The sequence below is a fragment of the Sneathiella sp. genome, from assembly GCF_029233945.1.
In the GTDB taxonomy this organism is placed as follows: Bacteria; Pseudomonadota; Alphaproteobacteria; order Sneathiellales; family Sneathiellaceae; genus Sneathiella.
The window spans coordinates 17,773-42,503 of record NZ_JARGOQ010000020.1 but is presented as its reverse complement, the minus strand read 5'-3'; the positions used below and the strand labels follow the sequence as shown (position 1 = coordinate 42,503).

Annotated in this window: 26 protein-coding genes; 7 read left to right on the top strand and 19 right to left on the bottom strand. The window is 57.4% G+C overall.

The window, feature by feature from the left end:
* Window positions 1-12: 12 nt before the first annotated feature.
* On the bottom strand, window positions 13-396 hold the full coding sequence (locus tag P1U71_RS08595; protein WP_301105171.1) for a VOC family protein: 384 nt from the start codon (window positions 394-396) through the stop codon (window positions 13-15).
* 93 nt (window positions 397-489) lie between these two features.
* Window positions 490-993, bottom strand: coding sequence for a single-stranded DNA-binding protein (ssb, locus tag P1U71_RS08590; protein ID WP_301105170.1), 504 nt, complete (start codon window positions 991-993; stop codon window positions 490-492).
* 205 nt (window positions 994-1,198) lie between these two features.
* On the opposite strand from ssb, the gene uvrA reads away from it, so the two are divergent.
* The 3 genes from uvrA to P1U71_RS08575 all read left to right on the top strand — a co-directional run bounded on the left by uvrA (window position 1,199) and on the right by P1U71_RS08575 (window position 6,525).
* Window positions 1,199-4,093 carry an excinuclease ABC subunit UvrA gene (uvrA, locus tag P1U71_RS08585; protein WP_301105169.1) on the top strand — a complete coding sequence of 965 codons (2,895 nt, stop codon included), beginning with the start codon at window positions 1,199-1,201 and terminating at the stop codon, window positions 4,091-4,093.
* Window positions 4,094-4,098: 5 nt separating this feature from the next.
* Window positions 4,099-5,436 (top strand): methylenetetrahydrofolate--tRNA-(uracil(54)-C(5))-methyltransferase (FADH(2)-oxidizing) TrmFO, encoded by a 1,338-nt coding sequence (trmFO, locus tag P1U71_RS08580; RefSeq protein ID WP_301105168.1) that lies wholly within the window; start codon window positions 4,099-4,101, stop codon window positions 5,434-5,436.
* Between the two features lie 150 nt (window positions 5,437-5,586).
* A complete protein-coding gene (locus P1U71_RS08575) occupies window positions 5,587-6,525 on the top strand; it encodes a hypothetical protein (RefSeq protein WP_301105167.1) in 939 nt (312 codons plus the stop codon).
* An 11-nt stretch (window positions 6,526-6,536) separates the two neighbouring features.
* Here the strand turns inward: P1U71_RS08575 and P1U71_RS08570 are convergent, their stop codons facing one another.
* Window positions 6,537-7,370 (bottom strand): phytoene/squalene synthase family protein, encoded by an 834-nt coding sequence (locus P1U71_RS08570; RefSeq protein ID WP_301105166.1) that lies wholly within the window; start codon window positions 7,368-7,370, stop codon window positions 6,537-6,539.
* A 169-nt stretch (window positions 7,371-7,539) separates the two neighbouring features.
* Here P1U71_RS08570 and P1U71_RS08565 point away from each other — a divergent pair, with 169 nt between their 5' ends.
* Window positions 7,540-8,127, top strand: a complete 588-nt coding sequence (locus P1U71_RS08565; protein WP_301105165.1) for a superoxide dismutase — start codon at window positions 7,540-7,542, stop codon at window positions 8,125-8,127.
* Between the two features lie 55 nt (window positions 8,128-8,182).
* On the opposite strand, the gene P1U71_RS08560 is transcribed toward P1U71_RS08565, so the two are convergent.
* The 5 genes from P1U71_RS08560 to yajC all read right to left on the bottom strand — a co-directional run bounded on the left by P1U71_RS08560 (window position 8,183) and on the right by yajC (window position 12,271).
* Window positions 8,183-8,797, bottom strand: coding sequence for a urate hydroxylase PuuD (locus tag P1U71_RS08560; protein WP_301105164.1), 615 nt, complete (start codon window positions 8,795-8,797; stop codon window positions 8,183-8,185).
* A 126-nt stretch (window positions 8,798-8,923) separates the two neighbouring features.
* Window positions 8,924-9,301, bottom strand: coding sequence for an Mth938-like domain-containing protein (locus P1U71_RS08555; protein WP_301105163.1), 378 nt, complete (start codon window positions 9,299-9,301; stop codon window positions 8,924-8,926).
* A 30-nt stretch (window positions 9,302-9,331) separates the two neighbouring features.
* Complete coding sequence (gene secF, locus P1U71_RS08550; protein WP_301105162.1) at window positions 9,332-10,300, bottom strand: protein translocase subunit SecF; 969 nt, start codon at window positions 10,298-10,300, stop codon at window positions 9,332-9,334.
* Between the two features lie 12 nt (window positions 10,301-10,312).
* A complete protein-coding gene (gene secD, locus P1U71_RS08545) occupies window positions 10,313-11,893 on the bottom strand; it encodes a protein translocase subunit SecD (RefSeq protein WP_301105161.1) in 1,581 nt (526 codons plus the stop codon).
* A 12-nt stretch (window positions 11,894-11,905) separates the two neighbouring features.
* Window positions 11,906-12,271, bottom strand: coding sequence for a preprotein translocase subunit YajC (yajC, locus tag P1U71_RS08540; RefSeq protein WP_301105160.1), 366 nt, complete (start codon window positions 12,269-12,271; stop codon window positions 11,906-11,908).
* Window positions 12,272-12,518: 247 nt separating this feature from the next.
* On the opposite strand from yajC, the gene P1U71_RS08535 reads away from it, so the two are divergent.
* Window positions 12,519-13,376 carry an ATP-binding protein gene (locus P1U71_RS08535; RefSeq protein WP_301105159.1) on the top strand — a complete coding sequence of 286 codons (858 nt, stop codon included), beginning with the start codon at window positions 12,519-12,521 and terminating at the stop codon, window positions 13,374-13,376.
* 13 nt (window positions 13,377-13,389) lie between these two features.
* Here P1U71_RS08535 and P1U71_RS08530 read toward each other — a convergent pair whose 3' ends face one another.
* Complete coding sequence (locus tag P1U71_RS08530; protein WP_367281155.1) at window positions 13,390-13,800, bottom strand: helix-turn-helix domain-containing protein; 411 nt, start codon at window positions 13,798-13,800, stop codon at window positions 13,390-13,392.
* Between the two features lie 81 nt (window positions 13,801-13,881).
* Here P1U71_RS08530 and tmpT point away from each other — a divergent pair, with 81 nt between their 5' ends.
* Complete coding sequence (gene tmpT, locus P1U71_RS08525; protein WP_301105157.1) at window positions 13,882-14,520, top strand: thiopurine S-methyltransferase; 639 nt, start codon at window positions 13,882-13,884, stop codon at window positions 14,518-14,520.
* A 93-nt stretch (window positions 14,521-14,613) separates the two neighbouring features.
* Window positions 14,614-15,027, top strand: coding sequence for a PaaI family thioesterase (locus P1U71_RS08520; RefSeq protein WP_301105156.1), 414 nt, complete (start codon window positions 14,614-14,616; stop codon window positions 15,025-15,027).
* A gap of 6 nt (window positions 15,028-15,033) precedes the next feature.
* Here P1U71_RS08520 and P1U71_RS08515 read toward each other — a convergent pair whose 3' ends face one another.
* From P1U71_RS08515 to P1U71_RS08470, 10 genes are all read right to left on the bottom strand, one after another.
* Window positions 15,034-16,188, bottom strand: coding sequence for a LysM peptidoglycan-binding domain-containing M23 family metallopeptidase (locus P1U71_RS08515; RefSeq protein ID WP_301105155.1), 1,155 nt, complete (start codon window positions 16,186-16,188; stop codon window positions 15,034-15,036).
* 72 nt (window positions 16,189-16,260) lie between these two features.
* Window positions 16,261-16,905, bottom strand: coding sequence for a protein-L-isoaspartate(D-aspartate) O-methyltransferase (locus P1U71_RS08510; protein WP_367281154.1), 645 nt, complete (start codon window positions 16,903-16,905; stop codon window positions 16,261-16,263).
* A complete protein-coding gene (gene surE, locus P1U71_RS08505; RefSeq protein ID WP_301105153.1) occupies window positions 16,905-17,663 on the bottom strand; it encodes a 5'/3'-nucleotidase SurE in 759 nt (252 codons plus the stop codon). The genes P1U71_RS08510 and surE overlap by 1 nt, the downstream gene beginning before the upstream one ends.
* A 26-nt stretch (window positions 17,664-17,689) precedes the next feature.
* The gene (gene serS / locus P1U71_RS08500; protein ID WP_301105152.1) at window positions 17,690-18,961 is read right to left on the bottom strand and encodes a serine--tRNA ligase; all 1,272 of its coding nucleotides are present in this window, start codon (window positions 18,959-18,961) and stop codon (window positions 17,690-17,692) included.
* A 137-nt stretch (window positions 18,962-19,098) separates the two neighbouring features.
* Window positions 19,099-19,971, bottom strand: a complete 873-nt coding sequence (locus tag P1U71_RS08495) for a twin-arginine translocase subunit TatC (protein ID WP_301105151.1) — start codon at window positions 19,969-19,971, stop codon at window positions 19,099-19,101.
* Window positions 19,968-20,456: a Sec-independent protein translocase protein TatB gene (gene tatB / locus P1U71_RS08490; RefSeq protein ID WP_301105150.1), complete on the bottom strand. Its 489-nt coding sequence runs from the start codon at window positions 20,454-20,456 to the stop codon at window positions 19,968-19,970. The genes P1U71_RS08495 and tatB overlap by 4 nt, the downstream gene beginning before the upstream one ends.
* A 53-nt stretch (window positions 20,457-20,509) precedes the next feature.
* The gene (gene tatA / locus P1U71_RS08485) at window positions 20,510-20,743 is read right to left on the bottom strand and encodes a twin-arginine translocase TatA/TatE family subunit (protein ID WP_301105149.1); all 234 of its coding nucleotides are present in this window, start codon (window positions 20,741-20,743) and stop codon (window positions 20,510-20,512) included.
* Between the two features lie 148 nt (window positions 20,744-20,891).
* Window positions 20,892-21,977: an ABC transporter ATP-binding protein gene (locus P1U71_RS08480; protein ID WP_301105148.1), complete on the bottom strand. Its 1,086-nt coding sequence runs from the start codon at window positions 21,975-21,977 to the stop codon at window positions 20,892-20,894.
* The gene (locus P1U71_RS08475; protein ID WP_367281153.1) at window positions 21,977-23,602 is read right to left on the bottom strand and encodes an ABC transporter permease; all 1,626 of its coding nucleotides are present in this window, start codon (window positions 23,600-23,602) and stop codon (window positions 21,977-21,979) included. The genes P1U71_RS08480 and P1U71_RS08475 overlap by 1 nt, the downstream gene beginning before the upstream one ends.
* 242 nt (window positions 23,603-23,844) lie before the next feature.
* Window positions 23,845-24,693, bottom strand: coding sequence for an alpha/beta fold hydrolase (locus P1U71_RS08470; RefSeq protein WP_301105146.1), 849 nt, complete (start codon window positions 24,691-24,693; stop codon window positions 23,845-23,847).
* Window positions 24,694-24,731 lie beyond the last annotated feature (38 nt).

Sequence of the window (24,731 nt, the reverse complement as noted above, 5' to 3'; positions counted from 1 at the left end):
CACGCCCGCCGGTTATTCTGGTTTGGGGAAGGTCACGATTTCGACCTTGTTGCCATCCGGATCCTTGAAAAAGGCGCCAAAGTATGTGGTCAGTGCTGCCTGTCGCGCCCCCGGCGAACCCGCATCAGTTCCGCCATTCTCAAGCGCCGCCTGATAACATTCAAGAACCAGTTCCTCACTTCGGGCACGGAGCGCGATATGAACGCCGGTATCGGCCGACACCGGTGCCATATCCGGGCGCGCATTAATCCAGAATTCGGGGAATTTCTTACCGTAACCGATCGTCATCTCCCGATCTGCTATCCGAGCCATTCCAAGATGGCCAAGAACCGCATCGTAAAAGGCACCGCTTTTTCCAATATCACTGACTGCAACGGAAATATGATCTAGCGCCATGTTTTCCCCTCCTCTGCCTTCAATCCCGTCCCAATAAAAAAGGCCGCCCGCGACGGGCAGCCTCTTCCTCATTTCACCGTGATGTCCACGCCCTTAGAAGGGAATGTCATCATCGAAATCACCGCCCATGCCGCTGCCGGCCGGACCGCCAAAGCTGCGATCCCCACTCGGGGCGCCGCCACCGCCATAATCATTTCCGCCCTGCTGCGCGCCACCGCCATAGCCAGCGCCCTGACCCTGACCGCCGCCCGGGCTATCAAGCATGGTCAGTGTCGAATTGAAGCCCTGCAGCACAACTTCGGTTGTATATTTGGTAATACCGTCCTGCTCATATTTACGAGTCTGGATCTGTCCTTCCAAATAGACCTTGGAGCCTTTCTTGAGATATTGTTCAGCAATCCTACAAAGCCCCTCGTTAAAGATCACAACCCGGTGCCATTCCGTGCGTTCCTTGCGCTCCCCGCTATCGCGATCCTTCCAGGATTCGCTCGTTGCTACGCTGAGGTTGCAGACCGGCTTGCCATTGTTCATATGGCGAACTTCGGGATCCGCGCCCAGATTTCCAACAAGAATGACTTTATTAACGCTGCCCGCCATGATGATTTCCGCTTTCGATTCTCAATTCTCTTAAAAAATTCTGGCCAGACAATAACGTGCAAAAGCGCCTCTGGCCAGTGCTTTTCGACCATAATGTCGACCGTGAACAAAATGAAAACATTTTTTGGCTTTAAGTCTGGCCTTTTCCCCTGATACCCGATAAATTCCGGCACAGTTTTAAGCACATGTCAGGTATACTATCCGAATGCAGAAAATTCTCAGCATCCGCGGCGCCCGCGAACATAACTTGCAGAATGTCAATATCGATATCCCCCGCGACCAATTGGTGGTGATCACCGGCCTTTCGGGATCGGGCAAGTCATCGCTCGCCTTCGACACCATCTATGCGGAGGGGCAGCGCCGCTATGTCGAAAGCCTGTCGGCCTATGCCCGGCAGTTCCTGGAAATGATGCAGAAACCGGATGTGGACCATATCGACGGCCTGAGCCCGGCCATCTCGATCGAGCAGAAGACAACCTCGAAAAACCCGCGCTCCACCGTCGGCACGGTCACGGAAATCTATGACTATCTGCGCCTATTGTATGCCCGTATCGGTGTTCCCTATTCCCCGGCGACCGGCCTTCCCATCGCCAGCCAGACAGTCAGCCAGATGGTCGATCAGGTCATGGCCAAGGGCGAGGGCAAGCGGCTCTATCTGCTGGCCCCCATCGTGCGCGGCCGCAAGGGCGAATATCGCAAGGAATTCCTTGATCTTCGCAAGCGCGGCTTCCAGCGGGTCAAGGTCGATGGTGAAATCTACGACATTGAGGACACGCCCGAACTCGACAAGCAGATCAAGCATCATATCGATGTGGTTGTTGATCGCGTGGTTCTGAATGAGGATATTCAGGGCCGTCTCGCCGATTCCATCGAGACCGCGCTCGACCTCGCCGATGGGCTCTTCGCCGTGGAAGATGCGGACACGCAGGAGCGGACGATGTTTTCCTCCAAATTTGCCTGCCCTGTATCGGGCTTCACGATTGAGGAAATCGAGCCGCGCATCTTCTCCTTCAACAACCCCTATGGCGCCTGTACGTCCTGCGGCGGATTGGGGACGGAAATGTATTTCGATCCCGACCAGATCGTGCCCGATGTCACACTCACTTTGCGCGAAGGGGCGATCGCCCCCTGGTCCCGCTCCCAGACGCCGGCACCATACTACATGCAGACGTTGGAAGCCCTCGCCAAGCATTACGGCTTTACCACCACCGAACCCTGGGAGGAAATTGACGAGGAAGCGCAGAAGGCTATTCTCTTTGGCACCGGGGAGACAAAAGTCCAGATTACCTTTGACGATGGCCTCAGGACCTATAAGACCAACAAGCCGTTCGAAGGGGTTATTCCAAATATCGAGCGGCGTTGGCGCGAGACCGACAGCAGCTGGGTCCGCGAGGATCTGGAGAAATATCAGGACAAGACCAACTGTTCCAAATGCGGCGGGCACCGGTTGAAGGAAGAAAGCCTCGCCATCCGCATTGGCGACCATCATATCGGCGAGGTTTGCGCGAAATCCATTCTCGATGCGCGTAAATGGTTCGCGGAATTGTCCGGCGCCCTGTCGGATAAAGATAATTCCATCGCCGAGCGGGTCTTGAAGGAAATCAACGAGCGGCTCGGCTTCCTTGTCGATGTCGGCCTTGAGTATCTGACGCTTTCGCGGGGTTCCGGCACGCTCTCCGGTGGAGAGAGCCAGCGTATCCGCCTTGCCTCCCAGATCGGCTCCGGCCTGACCGGCGTGCTCTATGTACTGGACGAGCCCTCCATCGGGCTGCATCAGCGCGATAACGCGCGGCTTCTTAAAACCCTCGTCAATCTGCGTGATCAGGGCAACTCCGTGATCGTCGTCGAGCATGACGAGGAAGCGATCATGACCGCCGATCATGTGGTCGATATGGGCCCGCGCGCGGGTCGCCATGGCGGTCGCCTGATCGCGCAAGGCACCCCCGACGACATCATGAAGGAACCGGAGAGCATCACCGGCAAGTATCTTTCGGGTGAGATGGAAGTGCCGCTACCGAAACAGCGCCGCCGCATTCAGGAATCGCGCCAGATCCATATTATCGGCGCACGGCATAACAATCTGAAGCGTGTGAACGTCAATATTCCGCTCGGCACCTTTACCTGCGTGACCGGGGTTTCCGGTGGCGGAAAGTCCTCCCTGATTATCGAGACGCTGTACAAGGCTATCGCCAAGAAGCTCAACAACAACCGCAATCACCCGGGACCGCATGACCGGATCGAGGGGATCGAATGGCTCGACAAGATTGTCGATATCGACCAATCCCCCATCGGGCGCACGCCCCGCTCCAACCCCGCGACCTATACCGGCGCTTTCACGCCAATCCGCGAATGGTTTGCGGGGCTGCCCGAGGCCAAGGCGCGCGGCTATAAATCCGGGCGGTTCTCCTTCAACGTCAAGGGTGGCCGCTGCGAGGCCTGCAAGGGCGACGGCGTCATCAAGATCGAGATGCATTTCCTGCCCGACGTCTATGTGCAATGCGATGTCTGCAAGGGGGAGCGTTATAACCGCGAGACGCTGGAGATCAAGTTCAAGGACAAATCCATCTCCGACGTGCTGAACATGACCGTCGATGATGCGGCGGTCTTCTTCAAGGCGGTGCCAAACGTTCGCGAGAAGTTCGAGACCCTGCAGCAGGTCGGCCTCGGCTATATCCATGTGGGGCAGCAGGCGACGACGCTGTCGGGCGGTGAGGCGCAGCGCGTCAAGCTGGCGAAGGAACTCTCCCGCCGGGCGACGGGACGCACGCTCTATATCCTCGACGAGCCGACCACCGGTCTGCATTTCGAGGATGTGCGCAAATTGATGGAAGTGCTGCAGGCCCTTGTCGATGCGGGCAACAGCGTCCTCGTGATCGAGCATAACCTTGAGGTCATCAAGACCGCCGATTGGGTCGTCGATATGGGCCCCGATGGCGGCGATGCGGGCGGCTATCTGGTCGCCGAGGGCACGCCCGAAGACGTCGCCAAGGTCGCCGAAAGCTACACGGGCCAGTATCTGAAGGACATCCTCGCCAAGCGCCCGCCGGTCAAACAGGCGGAAGGCAAGGCGAAAAAGCCAAAGAAGACAAAGGCCGCCTGAACATTATGAGCACAGATCAAAAACCCGTCCATGTGATCGGCGGCGGTCTCGCCGGGAGTGAGGCAACATGGCAGCTCGTGCAGGCTGGCATTCCGGTCATTCTCCATGAAATGCGTCCCGTGCGCGGCACCGACGCGCATCTCACCGATGGGCTGGCGGAGCTTGTCTGCTCGAATTCCTTCCGCTCCGATGATGCGGAGAACAACGCCGTTGGCCTCCTGCATCGGGAGATGCGGGATATGGGCTCCCTGATCATGGAAAGTGCGGATTTTAACCGGGTGCCGGCGGGCGGTGCGCTTGCTGTCGACCGGGATGGGTTCTCTGGCTATATTCAGGAAAAAATCGAGGCGCATCCTCTGGTGACGCTGGCACGCGAGGAGGTCACCGAGTTGCCGCCCGCCGACTGGGGACAGGTGATTATCGCGACCGGCCCCCTCACCTCCGGCGCGCTGGCGAAAGAAGTTCATGCGGCAACAGGCGCCGACGCGCTCGCTTTCTTCGATGCCATTGCGCCGATTGTCTATAAAGACAGCATCGATTTCGATATCGCCTGGTTCCAGTCCCGCTATGACAAGGGCGACGGATCGGACTATATCAACTGCCCGATGACCGAGGCACAGTACAAGGATTTTATCCAGGCGCTTAACGAGGGTGGCAAGACCGAGTTCAAGGACTGGGAGAAGAACACCCCCTATTTCGACGGCTGCCTGCCGATCGAGGTGATGGCGGAACGCGGACCGGAAACGCTCCGGTTCGGGCCGATGAAGCCGGTCGGCCTCACCAACCCGCGATCCGACGAGAAGCCTTACGCCGTTGTGCAGCTTCGTCAGGATAACAAACTCGGCACACTCTATAACATGGTCGGCTTTCAGACCAAGCTCACCTATGGGGAGCAAAAGCGCATCTTTTCGGCCATACCGGGGCTTGAAAAAGCGGAGTTTGCGCGCCTTGGCGGCCTGCACCGGAATACCTTTATCAACAGCCCCGAAGTACTGGACGGACAGCTTCGTCTCAAAAATCATCCGCATATCCGCTTTGCGGGCCAGATCACGGGGGTTGAAGGCTATGTGGAAAGCACGGCCATCGGCCTGATCGCGGGTCGGCTTGCCGCCGCCGATGTTGCGGGGAGTGAATTCCAGCTTCCGCCCGTCACCACGGCCATGGGTGCAATTTTGAGCCATATCACCGGCGGAGCGGACGCCAAATCCTTCCAGCCGATGAATGTTAATTTCGGCCTGTTCCCGCCGCCCGAAGGCCGGATTAAGAAAAAGGAGCGCAAACTGGCCTATACGTCGCGGGCAGCACGGGATTTCTCCGGCTGGCTCGAAAAGGCCGCGCTCTGAACGCCCGGAAACTGCGTTATCTGGTAACCATTTGTATACGATGTTTCTCTATGATCAGACTTAAGCATCTAATCTGACTGCTCCGATGCAGACAGGATATGTGCAATTAGGCCAGATTAACTGGATACATAAGGTGTAGCGGGCAATTCTATGGGTGAAAAGCAGGATCCAAGCGTTTTTTTCGCGTTTGACCATAAAATCTTCACTGTCGAGGGGGCGTATTTCAGCCTGACACACGACACGAAGGAACCCTGTTATTTTGTCAACCTTGGCGAAATAAAGGGCGCCATTCCGACGAAATCCTTGTGTCGGGAATTTGGTATCGACGACGAAAGCTCGGACTCCGAATTGCTGGCCACCATTGGGCGCGCCCTTAAATATGTCCAGGAAATCCGGCCCAATGATTCCATCCCGAAAGAACTGCTCGACGGCTCCGCCTCCTGGTCTATAGACGACGCGCATAAGGAAATCGCCCGCGGCCGTATCACGGCACAAATTCTGTCCTGGCTCAGGGGGGACGAGGAAATAGTCCTCAATCTGAGTGAGCTCCAGAAAATTTCCAGTGACCCGAATACCAAGGAGAAGGTTCAGGAGGCCTTTCGCGAGATTGCCGAGAAGCTCGGCGTTCAGCGAGAGGATGTGGTTGCCAAGATCGATGAGATCATTCGCGAACTTGCCTATATCGAGGCCTTGCGCGACCATTATTCAAAGATCAAGAAGATCAACACTAATCTCGGCCGGATCGCGAGCATCTACCGGCGGGATCGGGCAACATCCGAAGAAATCAACCGGATGCAGATCCTGATCGATCCGGTTCTCCGAAGATTCGACAGGGAGTTTATCGATATTGATGCCCAGACCTGTGAGGTCATGGTCATCCTGAAGAATTTCCAGCCGACCGTGGATACGGTCCGCAAAACACGCGACGAGCTGCATCAGCACTTTATGATATGGCGTGAGATGCTGGAAAAATGGGACGGGATGATTATCGAGGAAAGCTCCGAGATTGAACGGCTCCTAAGGGATACATACCAGTTTCTTGCCCGTAACTATATGCAGGCACAAAACTGGCGCCTGGGCGGCGTTTAGCCCCTACCACCTCAGCGTCCGAAGGTGAGCGCAAGAATTTTCCGCAAAGCCCCGATATCCATTTTCTCATGCGCCGGATCGGAACCGGTCGAGCGAAGCCGGTTAAGATAAAGCGTCGTGAGCGCGGCCAGCCGGTACGCGGATTTCTCCGATTTAGGTCTCGTTCGCATCAACTCACGTGCCGCCGCCTGTTCCCCCTCGGCAAGTTCTGTCAGTTCCCGCATGATTTCGAAAAAGACCTCCCGGTTTTTGGAGGTAAAGAGCGTGTCCGGGGTCAGCCCCTTGGCGGCAATCATCTCCGCGGGGATGCGTAAAACATCTTGCGCAACGTGATAGGGCACAGACCGGATGATCCCAAGAAACGCATAGGCCTTGCCAACCTGCCGCGCAGCGGTCAGCCCCTCCCCATCGGTCACCCCTGTTATCCGCAGGAACAGGCTGTTCAATACGCCGCCGGTCTGTTCCGAATAGCGGAGCAGCTCCGCTACTGTCTGGAACGGCAGCGGATCAAGATCATACGCCCGGGCATCAATGATGGTCTGAAAATCACCGATATCAAGATTATGGGCCGGAATAATCCGAGCCAGCGCCTCCGCCACCGGATGGGCAGGAGAGGTCCCTCCGGCAATCGAGTTCAGCGCATCGCGCCACCATTGCAGGCGAATGTCGCCGAGCATCGGCTCGCTCACCGTTTCGCGAATACGCGCTATCTCGGCATGAAAGGCCAGCAGGGCAAATACCCCCTCCCGCGCCGCTGTCGGCGCAAAAATCGCCGTCAGCCATCGGTCATAATCATACCGCCTTACTTCATCGGATAGATAGCTATTCTGGCCTGCCTCACTCACGAACTGCCTCAACTTTTATGTAGAATCATTATAAAAAACTGGAAGCGCACATAATTTGGTATATATCTGTATGCGTAGCGATATGCGAGTTCTTTCCCCAGTCAGGGGCTTGAATTTTCACGGAATTATGAACTGAAAAATTGACCACTAAAATGGCAAGAGGATAATTATGGCTTTTGAACTTCCCCCCCTTCCTTACGCAAAAGATGCTTTGGCTCCCCATATTTCGGAAAATACCCTCGATTTTCATTACGGAAAACATCACAACGCCTATGTGACGAATTTGAACGGTCTCCTGGACGATGCCGACTCCCGCTCCCTGGAAGAGATCATGAAAGATACCGCTGGCGACGCGGGCAAAGCCGGTCTTTTTAATAATGCCGCGCAGGTCTGGAACCATACCTTCTACTGGCATTCCATGAAGCCGAATGGCGGCGGCAAGCCGACGGGCGCAATCGCCGACAAGATCAATGAGGATTTTGGCTCATACGAGAAATTCGCCGAGGAATTCAAGACCGCCGGCGCAACCCAATTCGGCAGCGGCTGGGCCTGGCTGGTTCTTGATGGCGGCAAGCTGAAGGTCACCAAGACCCCGAACGCGGCCTGCCCGCTCACCGACGGTGCGAAGCCGATCCTGACCATGGATGTGTGGGAGCATGCCTACTATCTCGACTATCAGAATGCCCGTCCGAAATATATGGAGACATTTCTGGAAAGCCTTGTGAACTGGGATTTCGCCAACGAAAATCTCGGCTAACGGCTACCGCGTAAAATGGAAAAGGCGCTTCCTGCGGGAAGCGCCTTTTTTGTGCCTAGAACAGGTTCTGCGCCGAGACCATTGCATAGAGCATCGGGATCGACAGCATGGTGTTCGTCCGCGAGAAGAGCATCGCCGTCCGTGCGGCGGCGGCCTTGGTTTCCGCATCCGCATCGACAATGCCGAGCGCCTTCTTCTGGTTGGGCCAGATCACGAACCAGACATTGAACCACATGATGATGCCAAGCCACATGCCGATGCCGATGGCAAGGCTCTTGTCCACGGCAAATCCGTCCATCGCCCCGAGGGTCAGCGCATCCACGATATAGCCATTCATCCAGGCGAGCAGCAGACCGGTGACGATGGTCGCCATTGCGGCCCAGCGGAACCACCACAGCGCGGCAGGCGCGATCACCTTGCCAATCGCGGGTTTCTGTTCATCCGGGATATTGGGCATGTTCGGGATTTGCACGAAGTTGAAATAATACAGCAGTCCAACCCACATCACACCGCTCAACACATGAAGCCAGCGCATGATAAAGGCACCATAGGCGTGACCGCCCATGTCGAAGCCGCCACCGGTAACCCCGGTGACAATCGCCACCATGATGATGGTCAGAACGATCCCGGCAATAACCGTATTTCTGAGGTTTGATAAGATACTGGACATGACTTTCCCTCCCCTTGAGGATAATTCCGCCCGGCACCATTACAATTTTTTTTCGCCGGAAGGATATGCGCGGGAATCATAAGGCCGGAAGGCCGTACATGTAAAGTCTGTAATATATATAGAAACTCAGACGGCGATCAGGGCGGCGGCCACCCGGCGCCGTTCCAGCAGCAGGACATTATAGGTCCGGACCGCCGCGCCCGTGCTCATGGCGTCGATGACAATGCCTTTTTCCCTGAGAGCGTTACGGATATCATCCTCGATATAGGCCATCCCGTCGCCGCAGCCGATCAGCAGGATTTCGATGTTATCACTGCTCTCGGTCAGGCTGGAAAGGCTGTCGAGGCTGATCCCGTCAATATCCGCAAGCGACCAGCTTTCCGTCTTTTCAGGCAGGATCAGGACAGATCCCTCATAGCGCACACCGCTCACCCGGAAGCCCCCATCGCCGTAGCCGTTGATGAGCTGCTGCCCTTCTTTTGGAAGGCCGGATATGTCCTGCATGACGTCTCCTGTTGTTTGGATCGCGCGGCGCTAGCCTTTTTCTTCTGCGTCCCCATCGGCACGTTCCGCACCGGCGAAGCCGTCCTCTTCCTCTTTCTGATGCGTCAGGCCGATATGAAGAAGAACCGGCGCGGCCACAAAGATCGACGAATAAGTACCGACGACCACGCCAAAGATCATCGCTGTCGCAAAGCCGCGGATCACCTCACCCCCGAAGATATAGAGGGCGACAAGCGCGAGTAAAGTCGTGACCGAGGTCATGACCGTCCGGGTCAGGGTCTCGTTGATGGAAAGATTGATCAGCTCCGCGACCGACAGCTTCTTGTAGCGGCGGAAATTCTCGCGAATGCGGTCATAGACGACCACGGTATCGTTGATCGAATAGCCGACAATCGTCAGGATGGCCGCAACGGACGCGAGGTTGAACTCAATCCGCGTGATGGCAAACATGCCGATGGTCAGAATAACATCATGGACCAGCGCGACAACGGCACCGACGGAGTAATGCCACTCAAATCTCAGCCAGATATAGACCAGCATGGCCAGTACGGCGACGATCACGGCCTCCGTCGCGGCAATCACCAGCTCTTCCGAGACGGTCGGGCCAACGAATTCGACGCGGCGATAGGAAATTTCATCACCGAAATCTGTGGCGAGCTGCTGCTTGATCACTTCCACCGCGTCCTGCTGGGCGGAGGCGTCGCCTTCCTGCCGCTGAACGCGGATCAGGATGTCGGTATCGCTGCCGAAGGTCTGGAGCGCCACCTGGCCCAAGCCCAGCCCGCCGAGAGAGCCGCGCATATCGGCGATATCCGGCGCGGTTTCCGTCCCGACCTCGATCAGGATACCGCCCTCAAAATCGATGCCCTTGTTAAACCCGAAGGTCAGGAAGGCTCCGATCGACCCCAGGATCAGCACCGCCGAAAGAATAAAGGCGATCATCCGGTATTTCAGGAAGGGAACGGCGGTGTTATCCGGCACAAGCTTGATTTTATACATGTTTCCGGTCCCCTAAATCTCAAGTGTCTTCGGACGCCTGCGCTGCATCCAGAAAGAGATGAGCATGCGCGAGAGCATAATCGCCGTGAACATGGAACTGATAATCCCGATCAGCAACGTCACCGCGAAGCCCTTGACCGGACCGGAGCCCATCACGAACAAGATAACGGCGGCGATACCGGTGGTCACATTGGCGTCAATAATCGTGGTAAAGGCGCGCGCGAAACCGGAATTGATCGCATTCAGCGGCGTCTTGCCGACGCGGATTTCCTCTCGGATACGCTCGAATATCAGCACATTGGCGTCCACCGCCATACCGATGGTGAGCACGATGCCCGCAATACCGGGCAGCGTCAGCGTTGCCCCCAGAACGGAAAGCACCGCCATAATCAGGAAAATATTCATGGCCAGTGCCACATTGGCGATAATGCCGAACAGGCCATAGCTGGCGACCATGAAGACCGCAACGGCGATAATGCCGATAATCCCGGCAATCTCGCCCGCCGCGATGCTGTCGGCGCCGAGGTCCGGCCCAACGGAGCGTTCCTCCAATATATCAAGCGGCGCCGGGAGTGCGCCCGCCCGGAGGAGCAGCGCAAGATCCTGCGCGCCCGCCACATTGAAGCCGCCGCTGATTACGGCGGAGCCACCCAGGATCGGCTCGTTAATGCGCGGCGCACTCACCACCTTGTTATCGAGAACAATCGCGAACGGCTTGCCAACATTCTCGGTCGTTGCCTGACCGAACTGCTTCGCCCCCAACCCGTCAAAGCGGATGGAGACAACCGGCTGGCCCTGCTGGAAGGTCGCTTGCGCATCCTCCAGGTTTTCGCCCGAAACCATAACCCGGTTCTTGATGATATAGGTGCGGCCATCTTCCTCAATCGACGGAAGCCGCTTGGAGCCCGGAGGCACCCGGCCCGCCGCGCCGACATCGGAGGTCAAATCGACCAGATGGAAAGTCAGCTGCGCCGTCTCGCCCAGAAGCCGCTTGATCCGGTCAGGATCGTCAACACCCGGCAATTGCACCAGAATGCGGTCATTCCCCTGCCGTTGGATGGCCGGCTCGTTCACACCCGTCTCATCGACGCGGCGGCGGACAATCTCGATTGACTGATCGACAGCGGCGCTCAGCCGCGCGGTGATCGCCGCCTCGCTCGGGGTCAGGGTAATCTGCCCGTCATCGGAGGTAATCACCACATCACGCTGCCCGTTTGGCATGATATTCGATAAATCCGCGATACGCTCCCGCGCCTTGTCCTCATCCGCCGGATCCCGAAGGGTGAAGGACACCACTTCGCCGTCATGGGCAAGGTCCCGATAGCCGACATTATCGCCCTGCTGGCGCAGGCTGTCCCGCACCCCATCAACAAGGCTGTCCATCATCTTGGTCTTGACCGTGTCGGCATCCACCTGCAACAGGAGGTGGGAACCGCCCTGCAGATCCAGCCCGAGATTAACCTGCTTCGTCGGCAACCAGTCCGGCAGTCCGTTGAGCGCCGATTTGCTGACGAAATTAGGAAGTGTGTAGAGTATCCCGAAGGCGCAAACGATCGCCACGACGATAATCTTCCACATGGGGAAGCGGTTCATGAGGGCTGGCCGTTATTTCTTGAAAAGCTTGCTGACCGGATTTCCGCCTGATGGCTTATCCCCTTCGGCCTTGTCGTCACCGCCCTCTTTCGGCGCGGCAGGCGCAGGCTCGCCCTTGGTCTTGACTTCCGTCAGGGTCGATTTCACGACATCGATGCGGACTTCCGGCGCCACCTCGATCTGGACGACATTGTCGTCGCGCACCTTTGTCACCTTACCCATGATGCCCCCGGCAGTAACAACATTGTCACCGCGGCGAACCGCCTCAATCATGGCGCGATGTTCCTTCGCCCGTTTCTGCTGCGGACGAATAAGAAGAAAGTAAAACACGACACCGATCAGTACGAGCGGCAGAAGTTGGGTTAGTCCTTGGTCCATCGTAATAGGTCCTTTGGTACAATTCGTGACGAAGGGAGGACAGCGCTGTGCCCGCCCCGTGAAAATACTGAACGACTTTTATATTGTTCCTGCCGCGCAATGCAAGCCGCAATCGGTAATCTCCGTCATTTGAAGGACCGTTGAGGCCGCCGGACGAACGGGCGCTTGAACATTCCGCCGTATGGTGGCATTTATGTTGCCTGTCCCGTAAATTGGGGTCTGCCCCTTCTGATTTCAATTGGTGAATATGAGTAACGACAAAATCCTCGCGCAGCTGACGCGCATCGCCGACAGTCTTGACCGTCTGGCACCGCCCGCCGCCACCCCCGTTGACCTGAACAGCGGCGACGCTTTTATCTGGGAAGCCGAGAGCAATCACCTGCGCGTCATCCCCAAGGTCAATCATGTGGATATGTCGATCCTGCATGGCATCGACCGGGTCCGCGACATTCTCTATGACAATACCTTGCGCTTCGCCAAGGGCCTGCCCGCCAATAACGCCCTGCTCTGGGGCGCACGCGGCATGGGGAAAAGCTCGCTGGTGAAGGCCTCCCACGCGCAAGTGAATGAGGAAATGGACCACCCTCTCGCCCTGATCGAGATCCATCGGGAGGATATCCCCTCCTTACCCGTCCTGATGCAGCAGCTTCAAAAAACCAGGCGCCGCTCTGTCATCTTCTGCGATGATCTGTCCTTCGACAGCGACGATTCCACTTATAAATCGCTCAAGACCGTGCTCGATGGCGGACTGGAGGGCCGGCCCGCGAATGTGATCTTCTATGCGACCTCCAATCGCCGCCATATGATGCGTCGCGACATGATCGAGAATGAGCGTTCCACCGCCATCATGCCCTCCGAAGCGGTGGAAGAAAAAGTCTCCCTCTCCGACCGGTTCGGCCTCTGGCTCGGCTTTCATGGCTGCTCGCAGGATGAATATCTTGAGATGATTCGCCGCTATCTCAAGCATTACAACATCCCGATCGGCGAGGAAGAATTCACGCGGGAGGCGATCGAATGGACCCGCACGCGCGGCAGCCGCTCAGGCCGCGTTGCCTGGCAATATGTTCAGGATGTGGCCGGACGGACCGGCACCATCATCGAGTAATCTTGTTCAGAGATCAGTTCCGGCCTCGGGCTTTCACCGCGAAACGAAGCAGGCGTTGAAATGTCGGGCATTCCATATGGCTCGGGGCTTTGCAAACCGCCGTATGACGCAGCCCATCGCGCAACACGCTAAGCTGGCGGATAGTCTTATCGATATCCTCCGCCTTCGCCATGAGCTGCGATCTGTCGATCTGCGGCCGTCCGTCTAGCGAAAACATTGCGGCGATTTCCGCAAGCGAAAACCCGGCATGCTGACCGAGGGCAATGAGCGCGAGCCGCTCCAGCACTGCCGAATCAAATAGTCTTTTTAGTCCGCGACGACCGACAGAGCGGATCAGGCCCTTTTCCTCATAGTAGCGCAATGTCGAGGCCGGCAGACCGGACGCCTTCGCCACAGTGCCGATATCCAGAACACCAGTTCGCATCATTTTTTTCTTGACCTCAAGTTGACTTGAACTTGTACCTTACGAAAAACAACGCAAAAATCCAGTATCAAAGGAATGACTATGGAAGCAAGTTTCTGGCATGAGAAGTGGAATGCAAACGAGATCGGGTTCCACCAAAGCAAACCCAATACCCTGCTTGAAAGGCATTTCGAGGCACTTGTTCCCACCCAAGGGAGCCGCATTTTCATACCGCTTTGTGGCAAGACCCTCGATATAGGCTGGTTTCTCGCGAAAGGGTATCGCGTTGCCGGAGCGGAACTCAGCGAGTCCGCCATCAAGCAGCTGTTTGAGGAACTGGGGGTCACCCCTGACGTCACTCCCGTGGGAAAGCTCACCCGCTTTAGCGCCCCGGATATCGATATCTTTGTCGGAGATATCTTCGATCTTACTGCTGATCTGCTGGGCGATGTCGATGCGATCTATGACCGGGCCGCGCTGGTCGCGCTCCCTGAAGAGATGCGAGGAGATTACGCGCGGCAGGTGACAAAGATTACCGGCACAGCGCCGCAACTCCTCCTGACGTTCGAGTATGAGCAGAGCGAGATGACAGGTCCGCCCTTCTCCATCGATGGAGAAACCGTGGAAGACCTCTATAGCGACATCTACCGGCTCTCAGTTCTTGAACGAGCGGAGGTACGCGGCGGACTGAAAGGTCGGGTCAATGCCGAGGAGGTTGCCTGGCATCTCGGAAAAGCCTGACCGGCGCACCGTCTTTACCTGTGAGGTAATTGATTATCCTACGGGAGTGGGTCAGGATGGGACATCTATCAACACATAAGAAGAAGTGACCCGATGACTGAGACTGACCTCACCGCCTATCTCCAGAAACAGATGCCCCTTTGCGCGACCCTCGGCATGAAGGCCGAGAAGATGACGCCCGAAGAAGTGATCCTCACCCTTGACTGGGCTCCGTCCCTCTGCACCAGTGCCGGTATCCTGCATGGCGGGGCGATTATGGCACTCGCGGATTCGGCGGGCGGCGCGGCGGCCTTCGCAAATCTGTCCGAGGGCGCAAGCGGGACCTCCACCATTGAATCAAAGACCAACTTCCTTGGTGCCGTGCGGGAAGGAAAAGTCACCGCGACGGCGAAGCCGCTCCATGTCGGAGGCTCGACCATTGTCATTGAAACGGAAGTCAGGAATGAGGCCGGAAAGCTTGTCGGCAAGGTCACCCAGACACAGACCGTGCTGCGGCCAAGAAGCTAGCCCGCGTTAATCGAGCATCGCGACGGGGTTGATGGCGCGTCCTTTTTTGCGGATTTCGAAATGGAGCTGGCTGCGCGTCACGCTGCCCGACGATCCGGCATAGGCGATCACCTCACCCTTTTTGACCGCGTCGCCCTTGGCGACCGCCGCCCGCTCCGTATGGCCATAGGCGGTGACATAGCCATCCGCATGGGAGACCAGGATCAGGTTCCCGAAGGAGCGCATTTCATTGCCAACATAGGAGACCACGCCATTTTCCGCGGCGCGAATGGGGGTTCCCTCCTTCACCGCGATATTGAGCCCGTCATTATGAAAACCGGTCTTCTTCTTGCCGAAGCCGGAGATAATCTGCCCTTCAACCGGCCAGCCGAAAGACTTGCCGCTCCGCTTGGGCGGGGCCTTCGTGGTGAATTTCCGCGTTGGCACGGGCGGAATATCGAGTTTCGCCGTCTGATAGCTGGGCTCCACCTTCGCCGGGGCCGGAGCCGCTTTCGGGGCCGCCTTGGTGGTGATGACCGCAGGCGTTGCCTGTGGCGGCGGCGGAAGCGCCACGACCTGTGGTTTGGAATTGATGAGGACCGTTTTAACCGGCTGCGCTGAAGTGCTGGCCCCTGCGGGCTTCGGCGCAGGCCAGGCAGACATATCGGTGGAGGCGACACGCACCTCTCCCCTTGTCTTCATCGGGATTTTCAGCTTCGTTCCCGGCATCAGGGTATAGGGTGTCTCAAGAAAATTAAAATGCGCCACTTCCGACATTTCCACATCATACACGCGGGAAATGGCATAGAGCGTCTCCCCCGCCCGGACGGAATGGACATGGAAGGCAGGCACCTTCAGCTGCTGACCGGGATAAATCCGGTAGGGGTCGCGCATATTATTCATCGCGACCACCGCCTTGACCGGCACATTGCTGCGCGCCGCAAGGCGTGAGAGCGTATCCCCGCCGCGCACGGTCACATATTGATAGGACAAATCCTGATAATAGGGCGAGAAATCGGCGGGCATCACGACTTTCGCAGTCACCAGCTCCGGCTTCGGGGTATGCACGACCTTGGCGCTTTTGTAGCGCGGCAGATAGTCGTCATAAAGGCAGCCCGCCAACATCGGGAGCAGCAGGCTTACGCAGGCAACGCGACTGAAAAAAGATACATACCTCGCCATAATGCCCTGATATTAAGCATAAATGGCCGCGAATCACAACAAAATTAACCACATACAAGATATAGTGCTAAATTAAGATTCGTCCGCAACCCCTTGAACCATGGGCACGAATCGAACGGGCAGCATAACCTCTTCCGAGACATTGCCGTCGTTATCCTTGGTTAAGCGCAGGATATGCTGGTTGGCGGAATCCTTGCCCACGGGCAGCACCATAATCCCGTCCGGCCCAAGCTGGTCAAGCAGCGCCTCGGGCACTTCCTCCGCCGCGGCGGTGACAATAATCCGGTCAAAGGGCGCCTGCTCCGGCCAGCCCTTATAGCCATCGCCAAGCCGCGTGGTGATATTGGTGATTTTCAGTTCCTCGAACGCCGCCTCCGCCTGCTCCAGCAGGTTACGATAGCGCTCAATCGAATAGACCCGGCGACACAGACGGGCGAGGATGGCCGTCTGGTATCCTGACCCGGTGCCGATTTCCAGCACCTTGCGCCGCTTGTCCAGATTGAGCATCTGGGTCATATAGGCGACCACATAGGGCTGGCTGATGGTCTGGCCGCTGGCGATGGGCAGGGCGATATTCTCATAGGCCCGGTCGCGGAAGGTCTTCGGCACGAAGGCATCGCGCGCCACCCGCTCAATCGCCGAGAGAACCTCCGTATTGTTGATCCCCTGCCGGCGAAGCTCCATAATCAGGCGGATTTTCTGGGCAGGATTATCAATCACGCAAAGGCTTTCTTGATTTTGTCGGCCAGCGCCACTTTCGTCAGGTTGAGCTTGAGCGGGGTAATCGAGACCCGACCGTTCGCAACCGACCATAGATCCGTGCCCTTGGGCGGATCACCGAATGACGGGCGATAACCCAGCCAGAAATATTCCCGCCCGCGCGCATCGACCCGGTCATCAATGGACAGGTTGGAGAGATCACGCTTGCCCTGCTTCGTCACATCGATGCCCTTGACCTGCACTTTCGGGACCGCCGGAAAGTTCAGGTTGATCAGGACATCCGGCCCCCACTCAAACTCGGTCAGCTTGCGAATAATATCGGGCGCCAGTGCCTCCGCCGTATCCCAATAGAATGTCGCGCCGTCCGGGGCAACGCACTGACTGAGCGCGATGGACGGCACGCCGAGCAGGCACCCCTCACTCGCTGCCGCGACCGTTCCGGAATAGAGAACATCCTCCCCCAGGTTGCCGCCGCGGTTGACGCCCGACAGGATCAGGTCGGGGCGCCTGTCCTTGAACAGGTAATTCATCGCCATCATGACGCAATCGGTCGGTGTTCCCTCAACCGAATATTCCTTATCGCCATATTTATTGATACGGATCGGGTCATGCAGGGTAAGCGAGCGAGAGGCGCCACTCTGTTCCTTTTCCGGGGCGACCACATAGATGTCGTCGGAAAGTTCCGCCGCAATGCGCCGCAGCGTTTCCATCCCGGGCGCGTTAAACCCGTCATCATTACTGAGTAGAATTCGCAAAATCTCTATTCCTTATTCTTCTTGTTTTAGGCCCGGATCTCCGTCACTCCGCCCATATAGGGCACAAGTGCGTCCGGTATCCTGATTGATCCATCCGCCTGCTGATAATTCTCCATCACCGCGATGAGGGTCCGCCCGACCGCAAGGCCGGAACCGTTCAGGGTATGCACGAACTGCGTTCCCTTCTCGCCTTCAGGACGGTAGCGCGCCTTCATCCGGCGGGCCTGGAAATCGCCGCAGGTCGAGCAGCTTGAAATCTCGCGATAGCTATCCTGTCCCGGCAGCCAGACCTCGATATCGTAGGTTTTACGCGCGCCGAAGCCGGTATCGCCGCTACACAGCACGACAACGCGGTATGGCAGGCCAAGGCGTTTGAGGATATCCTCCGCGCAGGCCGTCATCCTCTCGTGCTCTTCGTCGGATTGCTCCGGCGTGGTGATGGAGACCATCTCAACCTTCGCAAATTGATGCTGGCGCAGCATGCCCGCCGTATCCTTGCCCGCCGAGCCCGCCTCGGACCGGAAGCAAAGCGTATGGGCGGTAAAGCGCTTGGGAAGCTCACTTTCGGCAAGAATGCTCTCGCGCACAAGATTGGTCAGCGGCACCTCTGCGGTGGGGATCATATAGTGATCCTCTTCCGTCTTGTAGAGGTCTTCCTCGAACTTCGGGAGCTGTCCCGTGCCGAACAGGCTGTCGCCGCGCACCATCACCGGCGGAGAGATTTCGAGATAGCCTTTTTCCAGCGTATGCACATCGACCATAAAGGCGGCAAGCGCCCGTTCCAGCCGGGCGATCTGGCCGCTGGTCACAACAAAGCGCGCGCCGGAGAGTTTCGCCGCCGTCTCGAAATCCATCATGCCGAGGGCGTCGCCAAGCTCGTAATGCTCCTTCGGCTCGAACTCGAACTCCGGGATGTCACCAATACGGCGAAGTTCGACATTGTCGTCCTCGCTCGCACCATCCGGCACGTCGTCTTTCATGATATTGGGCAGGACAGAGAGCGCCGCATCGAGATCAGCCTGAAGATCGCGTTCGCGCGTCTCCAGCTCCTGCGCAGCGCCTTTGAGGTCAGCCACCTCACGGATCAGCGCATCGGCATCGCCGCCGGACGCCTTCGCCTTGCCGATTTCCTTCGCGGCCGCGTTCCGCCGGGCCTGCACATCCTGCATGTCCGTCTGGATTTTCCGCTTGTCCGCGTCGAGGGAGAGCAGCCCTTCAGACTGCGGCGGCAGGCCGCGCCGCTTCATGGCCGCGTCAAAAGCTTCCGGGTTTTCCCTGATCCATTTTAAGTCGAGCATAGATACGTCATTTCGGTATTGAAGGATGGATATCCTGTGTATAAGGGCGCGGTCGTCCGACGTCCAGAGGGGTTTGCGCCGTCCGTCAAATTTATCTCAAAAAATGTGGTGACCAGCCCACAGGCGGCGGTGAAAGATCAGTCTTCGTCTTCCAGTGCCTCTCGCGCCTCGCGTTTTTTCTCGACCATGCGCACACTGACAATGGAAATGCCATAGAGCACGATAATCGGGATGGCGAGAGTGATCTGGCTTAAAGGATCGGGCGGTGTCAGGATCGCCGCCGCGATAAAGGCAAAGACGATGGAGTATTTGAATTTTGCCTTCAGCCCGGCGGAAGAAACGATCCCCACCCGCCCCAGAAGCGTCAGCAGGACCGGCAGCTGGAAGCAAAGACCAAAGGCGAAGATCAGCTTCATGGAAAGGCTGAGATATTCACTGACCCGCGTTTCCGACTGGATCGGCAGGGCCATGGGTTCCGCCGGTGTCGGCAGATAATTCACCAGGTTCGGAAATTCAGCAATTAACGCGGTAAAGGCCCGCGAATAAAGGCTGGCCTCCCCACTGCTTTCAAAGCTGAGCAGGAATTTCCACGCAAGCGGCATGACGATTTCATAGGCGAGCGCGCCGCCCAGAAAAAACAGGACCGGGGTCACCACAAGAAAAGGCAGAAACGCGCCCTTTTCATTCTTGTAGAGGCCCGGGGCCACGAAAATCCAGATCTGCGTCGCGACGACCGGAAAAGAGACAAACATCGCCGTGAAGAAGGCGATCTTGATATAGGTAAAAAAGGCTTCATGCAGGCCGGTGAAGATCATCCGGCGGCCTTCGATATCATCGCCCATCGCCTCGACCAGCGGCCGGACAAGAAAGGCGAACAAATCCTCCGCCACCAGATAGCAAAGGATAAAGGCCACCAGCAGCGCAATTACCGAATAAACCAGCCGGTTGCGGAACTCGATCAGATGCTCCATCAAGGGAGCCTTGCTATCGTCAATCTCGGATTCGTTCACGACGCTTTGGTTTCCGCTTTAGGTTCTGGGGGAGCGTCCGCTGTCTTTACAGGTGCGGGTGCAGGCTCGGCAGAGGTGGTTGATGCGGGCTTTGCTGCCGGAGCGTCGGTTTTTGCGGGGACCTCCGCCGCTGGATCAGCTTTTTCGGGCGGGGCGGAATAGTTATTGGCGCTGTCGCGCGGATCGCGGATCTGCGGCTTGATATCGTTGAACATGTTCTCTTTGGAACCGGTGGGATCGACCGCATCTTCAATCTGTTTCTTGATATTGAAGTCTGTCCCCTTCTGAATATCCTTCTTGATATCGTCCAGTTCCGTCTCCCGGGCGAGATCATCGATACCGGACTGAAAGTCCCGCGCCATGGACCGGGCCTTGCGGACATATTTCCCGATAGTCGAGATTGCTTTCGGCAGGTCTTTCGGCCCGATGACCAACACGGCGATCACCAGTACAAACACCATTTCCGTCCAGCCAATATCAAACATGGCTATTCACTTCGTCCAGGTTGAAGGGTTTCACGAAAGAGGCCGCGTCAGGCTTAGCCCTGCGCCGCCTTGTCCTTGCTCTCGGCCTTGTCATTATTGCTGGCGGATTCAAGCACTTCAGGCTTTTTCTCCTCAGCCGTTTCCGGCTTGTCGTCCTCGCTCATCCCACTTTTGAAGTTTTTAATGCCCTTTGCCAGATCACCGGCAACGCGCGGCAGCTTGCCGGCCCCAAAAATGATGAGCACGATGACAAGAATTAGAATAATTTGCCACGGACCAATACTCATGTTTTATGCTCCTGTTCTCATCTTGAGAATATCTTAAATCTATATGACGACCGCAAATATCGAAAAGTTTCCAACGCCGGACTTTTTCAAGGAACTCTGCGGCTCTTCCTTCGTTTTATATAAAGGTCTATAGGCGTTTATACGACATTTAATTTGCGTTTGATATGGGTTTATCGACGTATATGCCATTTCCGGGCTCCGGAAAAATGAAAACCCCGCCCAAATTAAGCGTGAGAGAGCAGCTTTCACCCAAATTTGGCTGATACATGGACGCAACCCGCACTGTCACCCTCATTCCGCTCTCAAACTGGACATCAACCAGGCTGTAAGCCCCGAGATTCCTTGACAAAACCACCTCACCCGTCGGCGCGTCGGGATTGACCACGGGCAGGAAGCGGATCGCCTCCGGCCGGATCAGAATGTTGGTGACACTCTCGCCGTTTAACGCGGCGGTGGCCGGGACAGGGCCAAGGTCGGTTTCGAAAAATTCACCATTTTGCCGCGCCGGCACCCGGTTCACATCACCGAGGAAGGACGCCACGAACGCATCAACCGGGCGGTTATAAAGCTCCCCGCCGGGTCCTTGCTGCACGATTTTGCCTGCTCGCATCAACACAATCTCATCGGCCATGCGCAGGGCCTCCTCCGGATCATGGGTGACCATCAGGACGGTCGTTCCCATTTCCTTGAGCAAGGCCAGTGTCTCGTCCCGGAGCCGGTTGCGCAAAACCGCATCAAGGCCCGAGAAGGGCTCATCCATCAGCATGATGCGCGGGCTCGGGGCAAGTGCCCGGGCGAGCGCGACGCGCTGCTGCTCCCCGCCCGAAAGCATATGCGGGTACTTCTGTGCGGAAGACGCCATGCCAACGGTTTCCAGCATCGCCTCGGCCCGTGCGCGCCGTTCCTCCCCGCCGAGATGCGAGAGGCCAAAAGCCACATTATCCGCCACCGTCAAATGCGGAAACAGGGCGTAATCCTGAAACATCAGCCCGACACGGCGATCCTCCGGCCCGACGAAAATCTTCTCATTCGCCATTACCTCGCCGCCGATGCTGATTTCTCCTTCCAGCGGGCTTTCAAGACCCGCCGCGAGGCGCAATGTCGTCGATTTACCGCAGCCCGACGGACCGAGCAGGCAGACCAGCTTGCCCGTGCCCACCTCCAGATACTCGATATCGACGGAGTTTATTCCGTCATACTGATGACGGACATTGCTGAAAACAAGATTACTCATCAAAGATCGCTTCTCGAAGCTGAATGCTGTCCCGGGCGGGATTTGGCGATCGCCCGGCTGAGGATAATAACCGGCAGGATACCGACGATGACGATGGCCAGCGACGGGCCGGCCGCGTCGGCGAGCCGCTCATCGCTCGCCATTTCATAGGCGCGGATTGCCAGGGTGTCAAAGCCAAACGGCCGGAGCACAAGGGTCGCGGGCAGTTCCTTCATCACATCGACAAAGACCAAGAGGACCGCCGTCATCAGGCTGCCCGAGATAATCGGGATATGCACCCGGAAGAGCTTTTTGAGCCCGGTGACGCCGAGGGTTCGCGCCGCCCGGTCCATATTCGGCGTCACCGTATCCACCCCGGCCTCGACCGTGTTGAGGGAAATCGCCAGGAACCGGACGATATAGGCGAACAAGAGCGCGACCATGGTGCCGCTTAAAATCAGGCCGGTCGAAATACCGAAAGCCGTTCGCATCCAGCTATCGACCGCATTATCAACAAATCCGAAGGGGAGCATGATCCCGACGGCAAGCACCGGACCCGGCACCGCATAGCCCATTGAGGCGACGCGCAAGGCTCCCTGCTCAAAGCGGGAGGGGGCAGCGCTATCCCGCCGCAAGCCATAGATCAAGAACAGAGCCAGCAGCAGCGACAGCCCCGCCGCGATCAGGGCGACGGTCACGCTGTTCAGCACCAGCTGCGGAAAGTGAGCATTAAAGGCGCTACTCGAATGCGAAATGCTGTCTTTCAAGAGCCAGCCCGTCGGCAGCAGGAAGCCAAATATAATCGGAAGCGCGCAGGCCAGCAGGGCGAGGCCCTGATGCCCCTTGCCAAGGCGATAGCGGGTGATCTTCTGATACCGCCCCGTGGTGTGGTGGAATTTGCGTTTTCCCCGGTTGAACCGCTCGATCAGGATCAGGGTAAAGACGAAGAGCATCAGGATCGCCGCGAGCTGCGCCGCCGCTGCAGGCTCCCCGAGGCCGAACCATGTCCGGTAGATGCCGGTGGTGAAAGTATCGACCGCGAAGAACTGAACAGTGCCGAAATCGCTCAAGGTCTCCATCAGGGCCAGCGCAAGGCCGGTGACAATGGCCGGGCGGGCAAGCGGGAGCGCGATCGAGAAGAAGCCGCGCCACGGCCCGCGTCCCAGCGTCCGCCCCACTTCCAGCGCGCAGATCGATTGCTCAAGAAAGGCCGTGCGGCTCACCAGATAGACATATGGATAGAGCACCAGGCCAAGCATGGCGATGGCCCCGCCCAGGCTCCGGATTGACGGGAACCAGTAGTCTGCCCGGCTCCAGCCGAACATCTCCCGCAGAGCCGTCTGGAGGGGCCCCGCAAAATCAAACATGCCGGTATAGGTATAGGCAATGATATAGGCGGGCATGGCGAGCGGCAGGAACAGCGCCCAGGAGAATATCCTGCGCCCCGGAAACTCACACATGGTGACCAGCCAGGCCGTCCCCACCCCGATGATAAGGACCACAGCCGCCACGCCGAGAGCCAGCGCCAGCGTGTTATAGAGATAGGTCGGCAGAACCGTGCTGGCGAGATGGGCCCAGATGTCCTGCGCCGGCACAAACACATAGCCGAGGACAACAAGCACCGGGATCGAAAGGATCAACGCCATCACCAGCACGAAGCCCGTCGCAAGGGACGTGCCCTTGCGCCGCCGCCCCTGCCGCACAAGCGGTTGCTGATTTTCAAACTCCAGGACTGCCAATGATTTCCCTCATTCCAGTTCACGCGCAGGGGCTTGTCTAAGCCACCCGGCGCAATCGGTAAATAATAATCATTTGCAAGGGATAAGAAAAGGCGGATGTGAGCGGCAAATCGCCGCGTTTTTCCGTAACAAGCCCAAAACGGGCCTGATCACCGAATGTTCAGCAGAATCCCGCCAAGGTCATCCGGGATTGAGGCAAAGGGCGAATGGCTGCAGCGCAGAGTATGGACGGTTGTTTTCGAACCCAAGGCGGCATCAACGGCTGCGATCATAAACCGCTGTCGATAAATGGGAATCGCATTATCCTCGGTACATTCGATATAATGTCTTGGGACGGTCCCGAAGTTCCCGGCCGTCATCGGTGACGGCTCCATCCGCACCACTGCCGGTTCGTCGCAATGCAACCCTTTGGCCACCCTGTCAAATGTCTCCTGATCCACATCCCCGTAAAAGCATTCCTTCATCCGCGCGCGATATGCCGGATCCTCGCTTCTGGTATTAAGCCGCATCGCGCCGACGGTATTCGGATTGGCGCATATCAGGGACGGGAGCATCTCATCCGGCAGAGCATCGCGCTTGGATACCTCCAATGCCGACATGCCGCTCGGAAGCATCATCGCCGTTAAATAGACAACCGCGCCAATCTCTTCCGGAATTTCTTCCGCCACATGGGACACCGTCAGGCCACCAAGCGAATGCCCGACGAGAATGGCCTTGCCGCCGGTTTGGCTGTTAATCTCGCGGACTGCCGCAATAACGGCATCGGTTCGTTCCCGTTGCGTAACATCTGCATTTGGGGAAGGTTCCGTAGCAAAAGCGTCCTTATCGAAAGGGCGCCGGGTCAGCGAGGCCGGCTCAGACGCATTCGGGCCCGCCCCCGGCAGATCAACGGCGCGCACAAGATGCCCTTGCCGTTCAAGCCGGGGTTTGATCTCGGCCCATGTTCCGCTGCTATGCCAGGCCCCGTGAATAAAGACGTACCCCCTGCTTTTTGACATCCCCTCTCCTTTTCTGCCGCCTTGTGCCGACTTGTTCT

Coding starts and splice junctions, on each gene's coding strand:
- P1U71_RS08595 (WP_301105171.1), bottom strand. CDS start 396: ATGGCGCTAGATCATATTTCCGTTGCAGTCAGTGATATTGGAAAAAGC.
- ssb (WP_301105170.1), bottom strand. CDS start 993: ATGGCGGGCAGCGTTAATAAAGTCATTCTTGTTGGAAATCTGGGCGCG.
- uvrA (WP_301105169.1), top strand. CDS start 1,199: ATGCAGAAAATTCTCAGCATCCGCGGCGCCCGCGAACATAACTTGCAG.
- trmFO (WP_301105168.1), top strand. CDS start 4,099: ATGAGCACAGATCAAAAACCCGTCCATGTGATCGGCGGCGGTCTCGCC.
- P1U71_RS08575 (WP_301105167.1), top strand. CDS start 5,587: ATGGGTGAAAAGCAGGATCCAAGCGTTTTTTTCGCGTTTGACCATAAA.
- P1U71_RS08565 (WP_301105165.1), top strand. CDS start 7,540: ATGGCTTTTGAACTTCCCCCCCTTCCTTACGCAAAAGATGCTTTGGCT.
- P1U71_RS08560 (WP_301105164.1), bottom strand. CDS start 8,797: ATGTCCAGTATCTTATCAAACCTCAGAAATACGGTTATTGCCGGGATC.
- P1U71_RS08555 (WP_301105163.1), bottom strand. CDS start 9,301: ATGCAGGACATATCCGGCCTTCCAAAAGAAGGGCAGCAGCTCATCAAC.
- secF (WP_301105162.1), bottom strand. CDS start 10,300: ATGTATAAAATCAAGCTTGTGCCGGATAACACCGCCGTTCCCTTCCTG.
- secD (WP_301105161.1), bottom strand. CDS start 11,893: ATGAACCGCTTCCCCATGTGGAAGATTATCGTCGTGGCGATCGTTTGC.
- yajC (WP_301105160.1), bottom strand. CDS start 12,271: ATGGACCAAGGACTAACCCAACTTCTGCCGCTCGTACTGATCGGTGTC.
- P1U71_RS08535 (WP_301105159.1), top strand. CDS start 12,519: ATGAGTAACGACAAAATCCTCGCGCAGCTGACGCGCATCGCCGACAGT.
- P1U71_RS08530 (WP_367281155.1), bottom strand. CDS start 13,800: ATGCGAACTGGTGTTCTGGATATCGGCACTGTGGCGAAGGCGTCCGGT.
- tmpT (WP_301105157.1), top strand. CDS start 13,882: ATGGAAGCAAGTTTCTGGCATGAGAAGTGGAATGCAAACGAGATCGGG.
- P1U71_RS08520 (WP_301105156.1), top strand. CDS start 14,614: ATGACTGAGACTGACCTCACCGCCTATCTCCAGAAACAGATGCCCCTT.
- P1U71_RS08515 (WP_301105155.1), bottom strand. CDS start 16,188: ATGGCGAGGTATGTATCTTTTTTCAGTCGCGTTGCCTGCGTAAGCCTG.
- serS (WP_301105152.1), bottom strand. CDS start 18,961: ATGCTCGACTTAAAATGGATCAGGGAAAACCCGGAAGCTTTTGACGCG.
- tatB (WP_301105150.1), bottom strand. CDS start 20,456: ATGTTTGATATTGGCTGGACGGAAATGGTGTTTGTACTGGTGATCGCC.
- tatA (WP_301105149.1), bottom strand. CDS start 20,743: ATGAGTATTGGTCCGTGGCAAATTATTCTAATTCTTGTCATCGTGCTC.
- P1U71_RS08480 (WP_301105148.1), bottom strand. CDS start 21,977: ATGAGTAATCTTGTTTTCAGCAATGTCCGTCATCAGTATGACGGAATA.
- P1U71_RS08475 (WP_367281153.1), bottom strand. CDS start 23,602: ATGGCGTTGATCCTTTCGATCCCGGTGCTTGTTGTCCTCGGCTATGTG.
- P1U71_RS08470 (WP_301105146.1), bottom strand. CDS start 24,693: ATGTCAAAAAGCAGGGGGTACGTCTTTATTCACGGGGCCTGGCATAGC.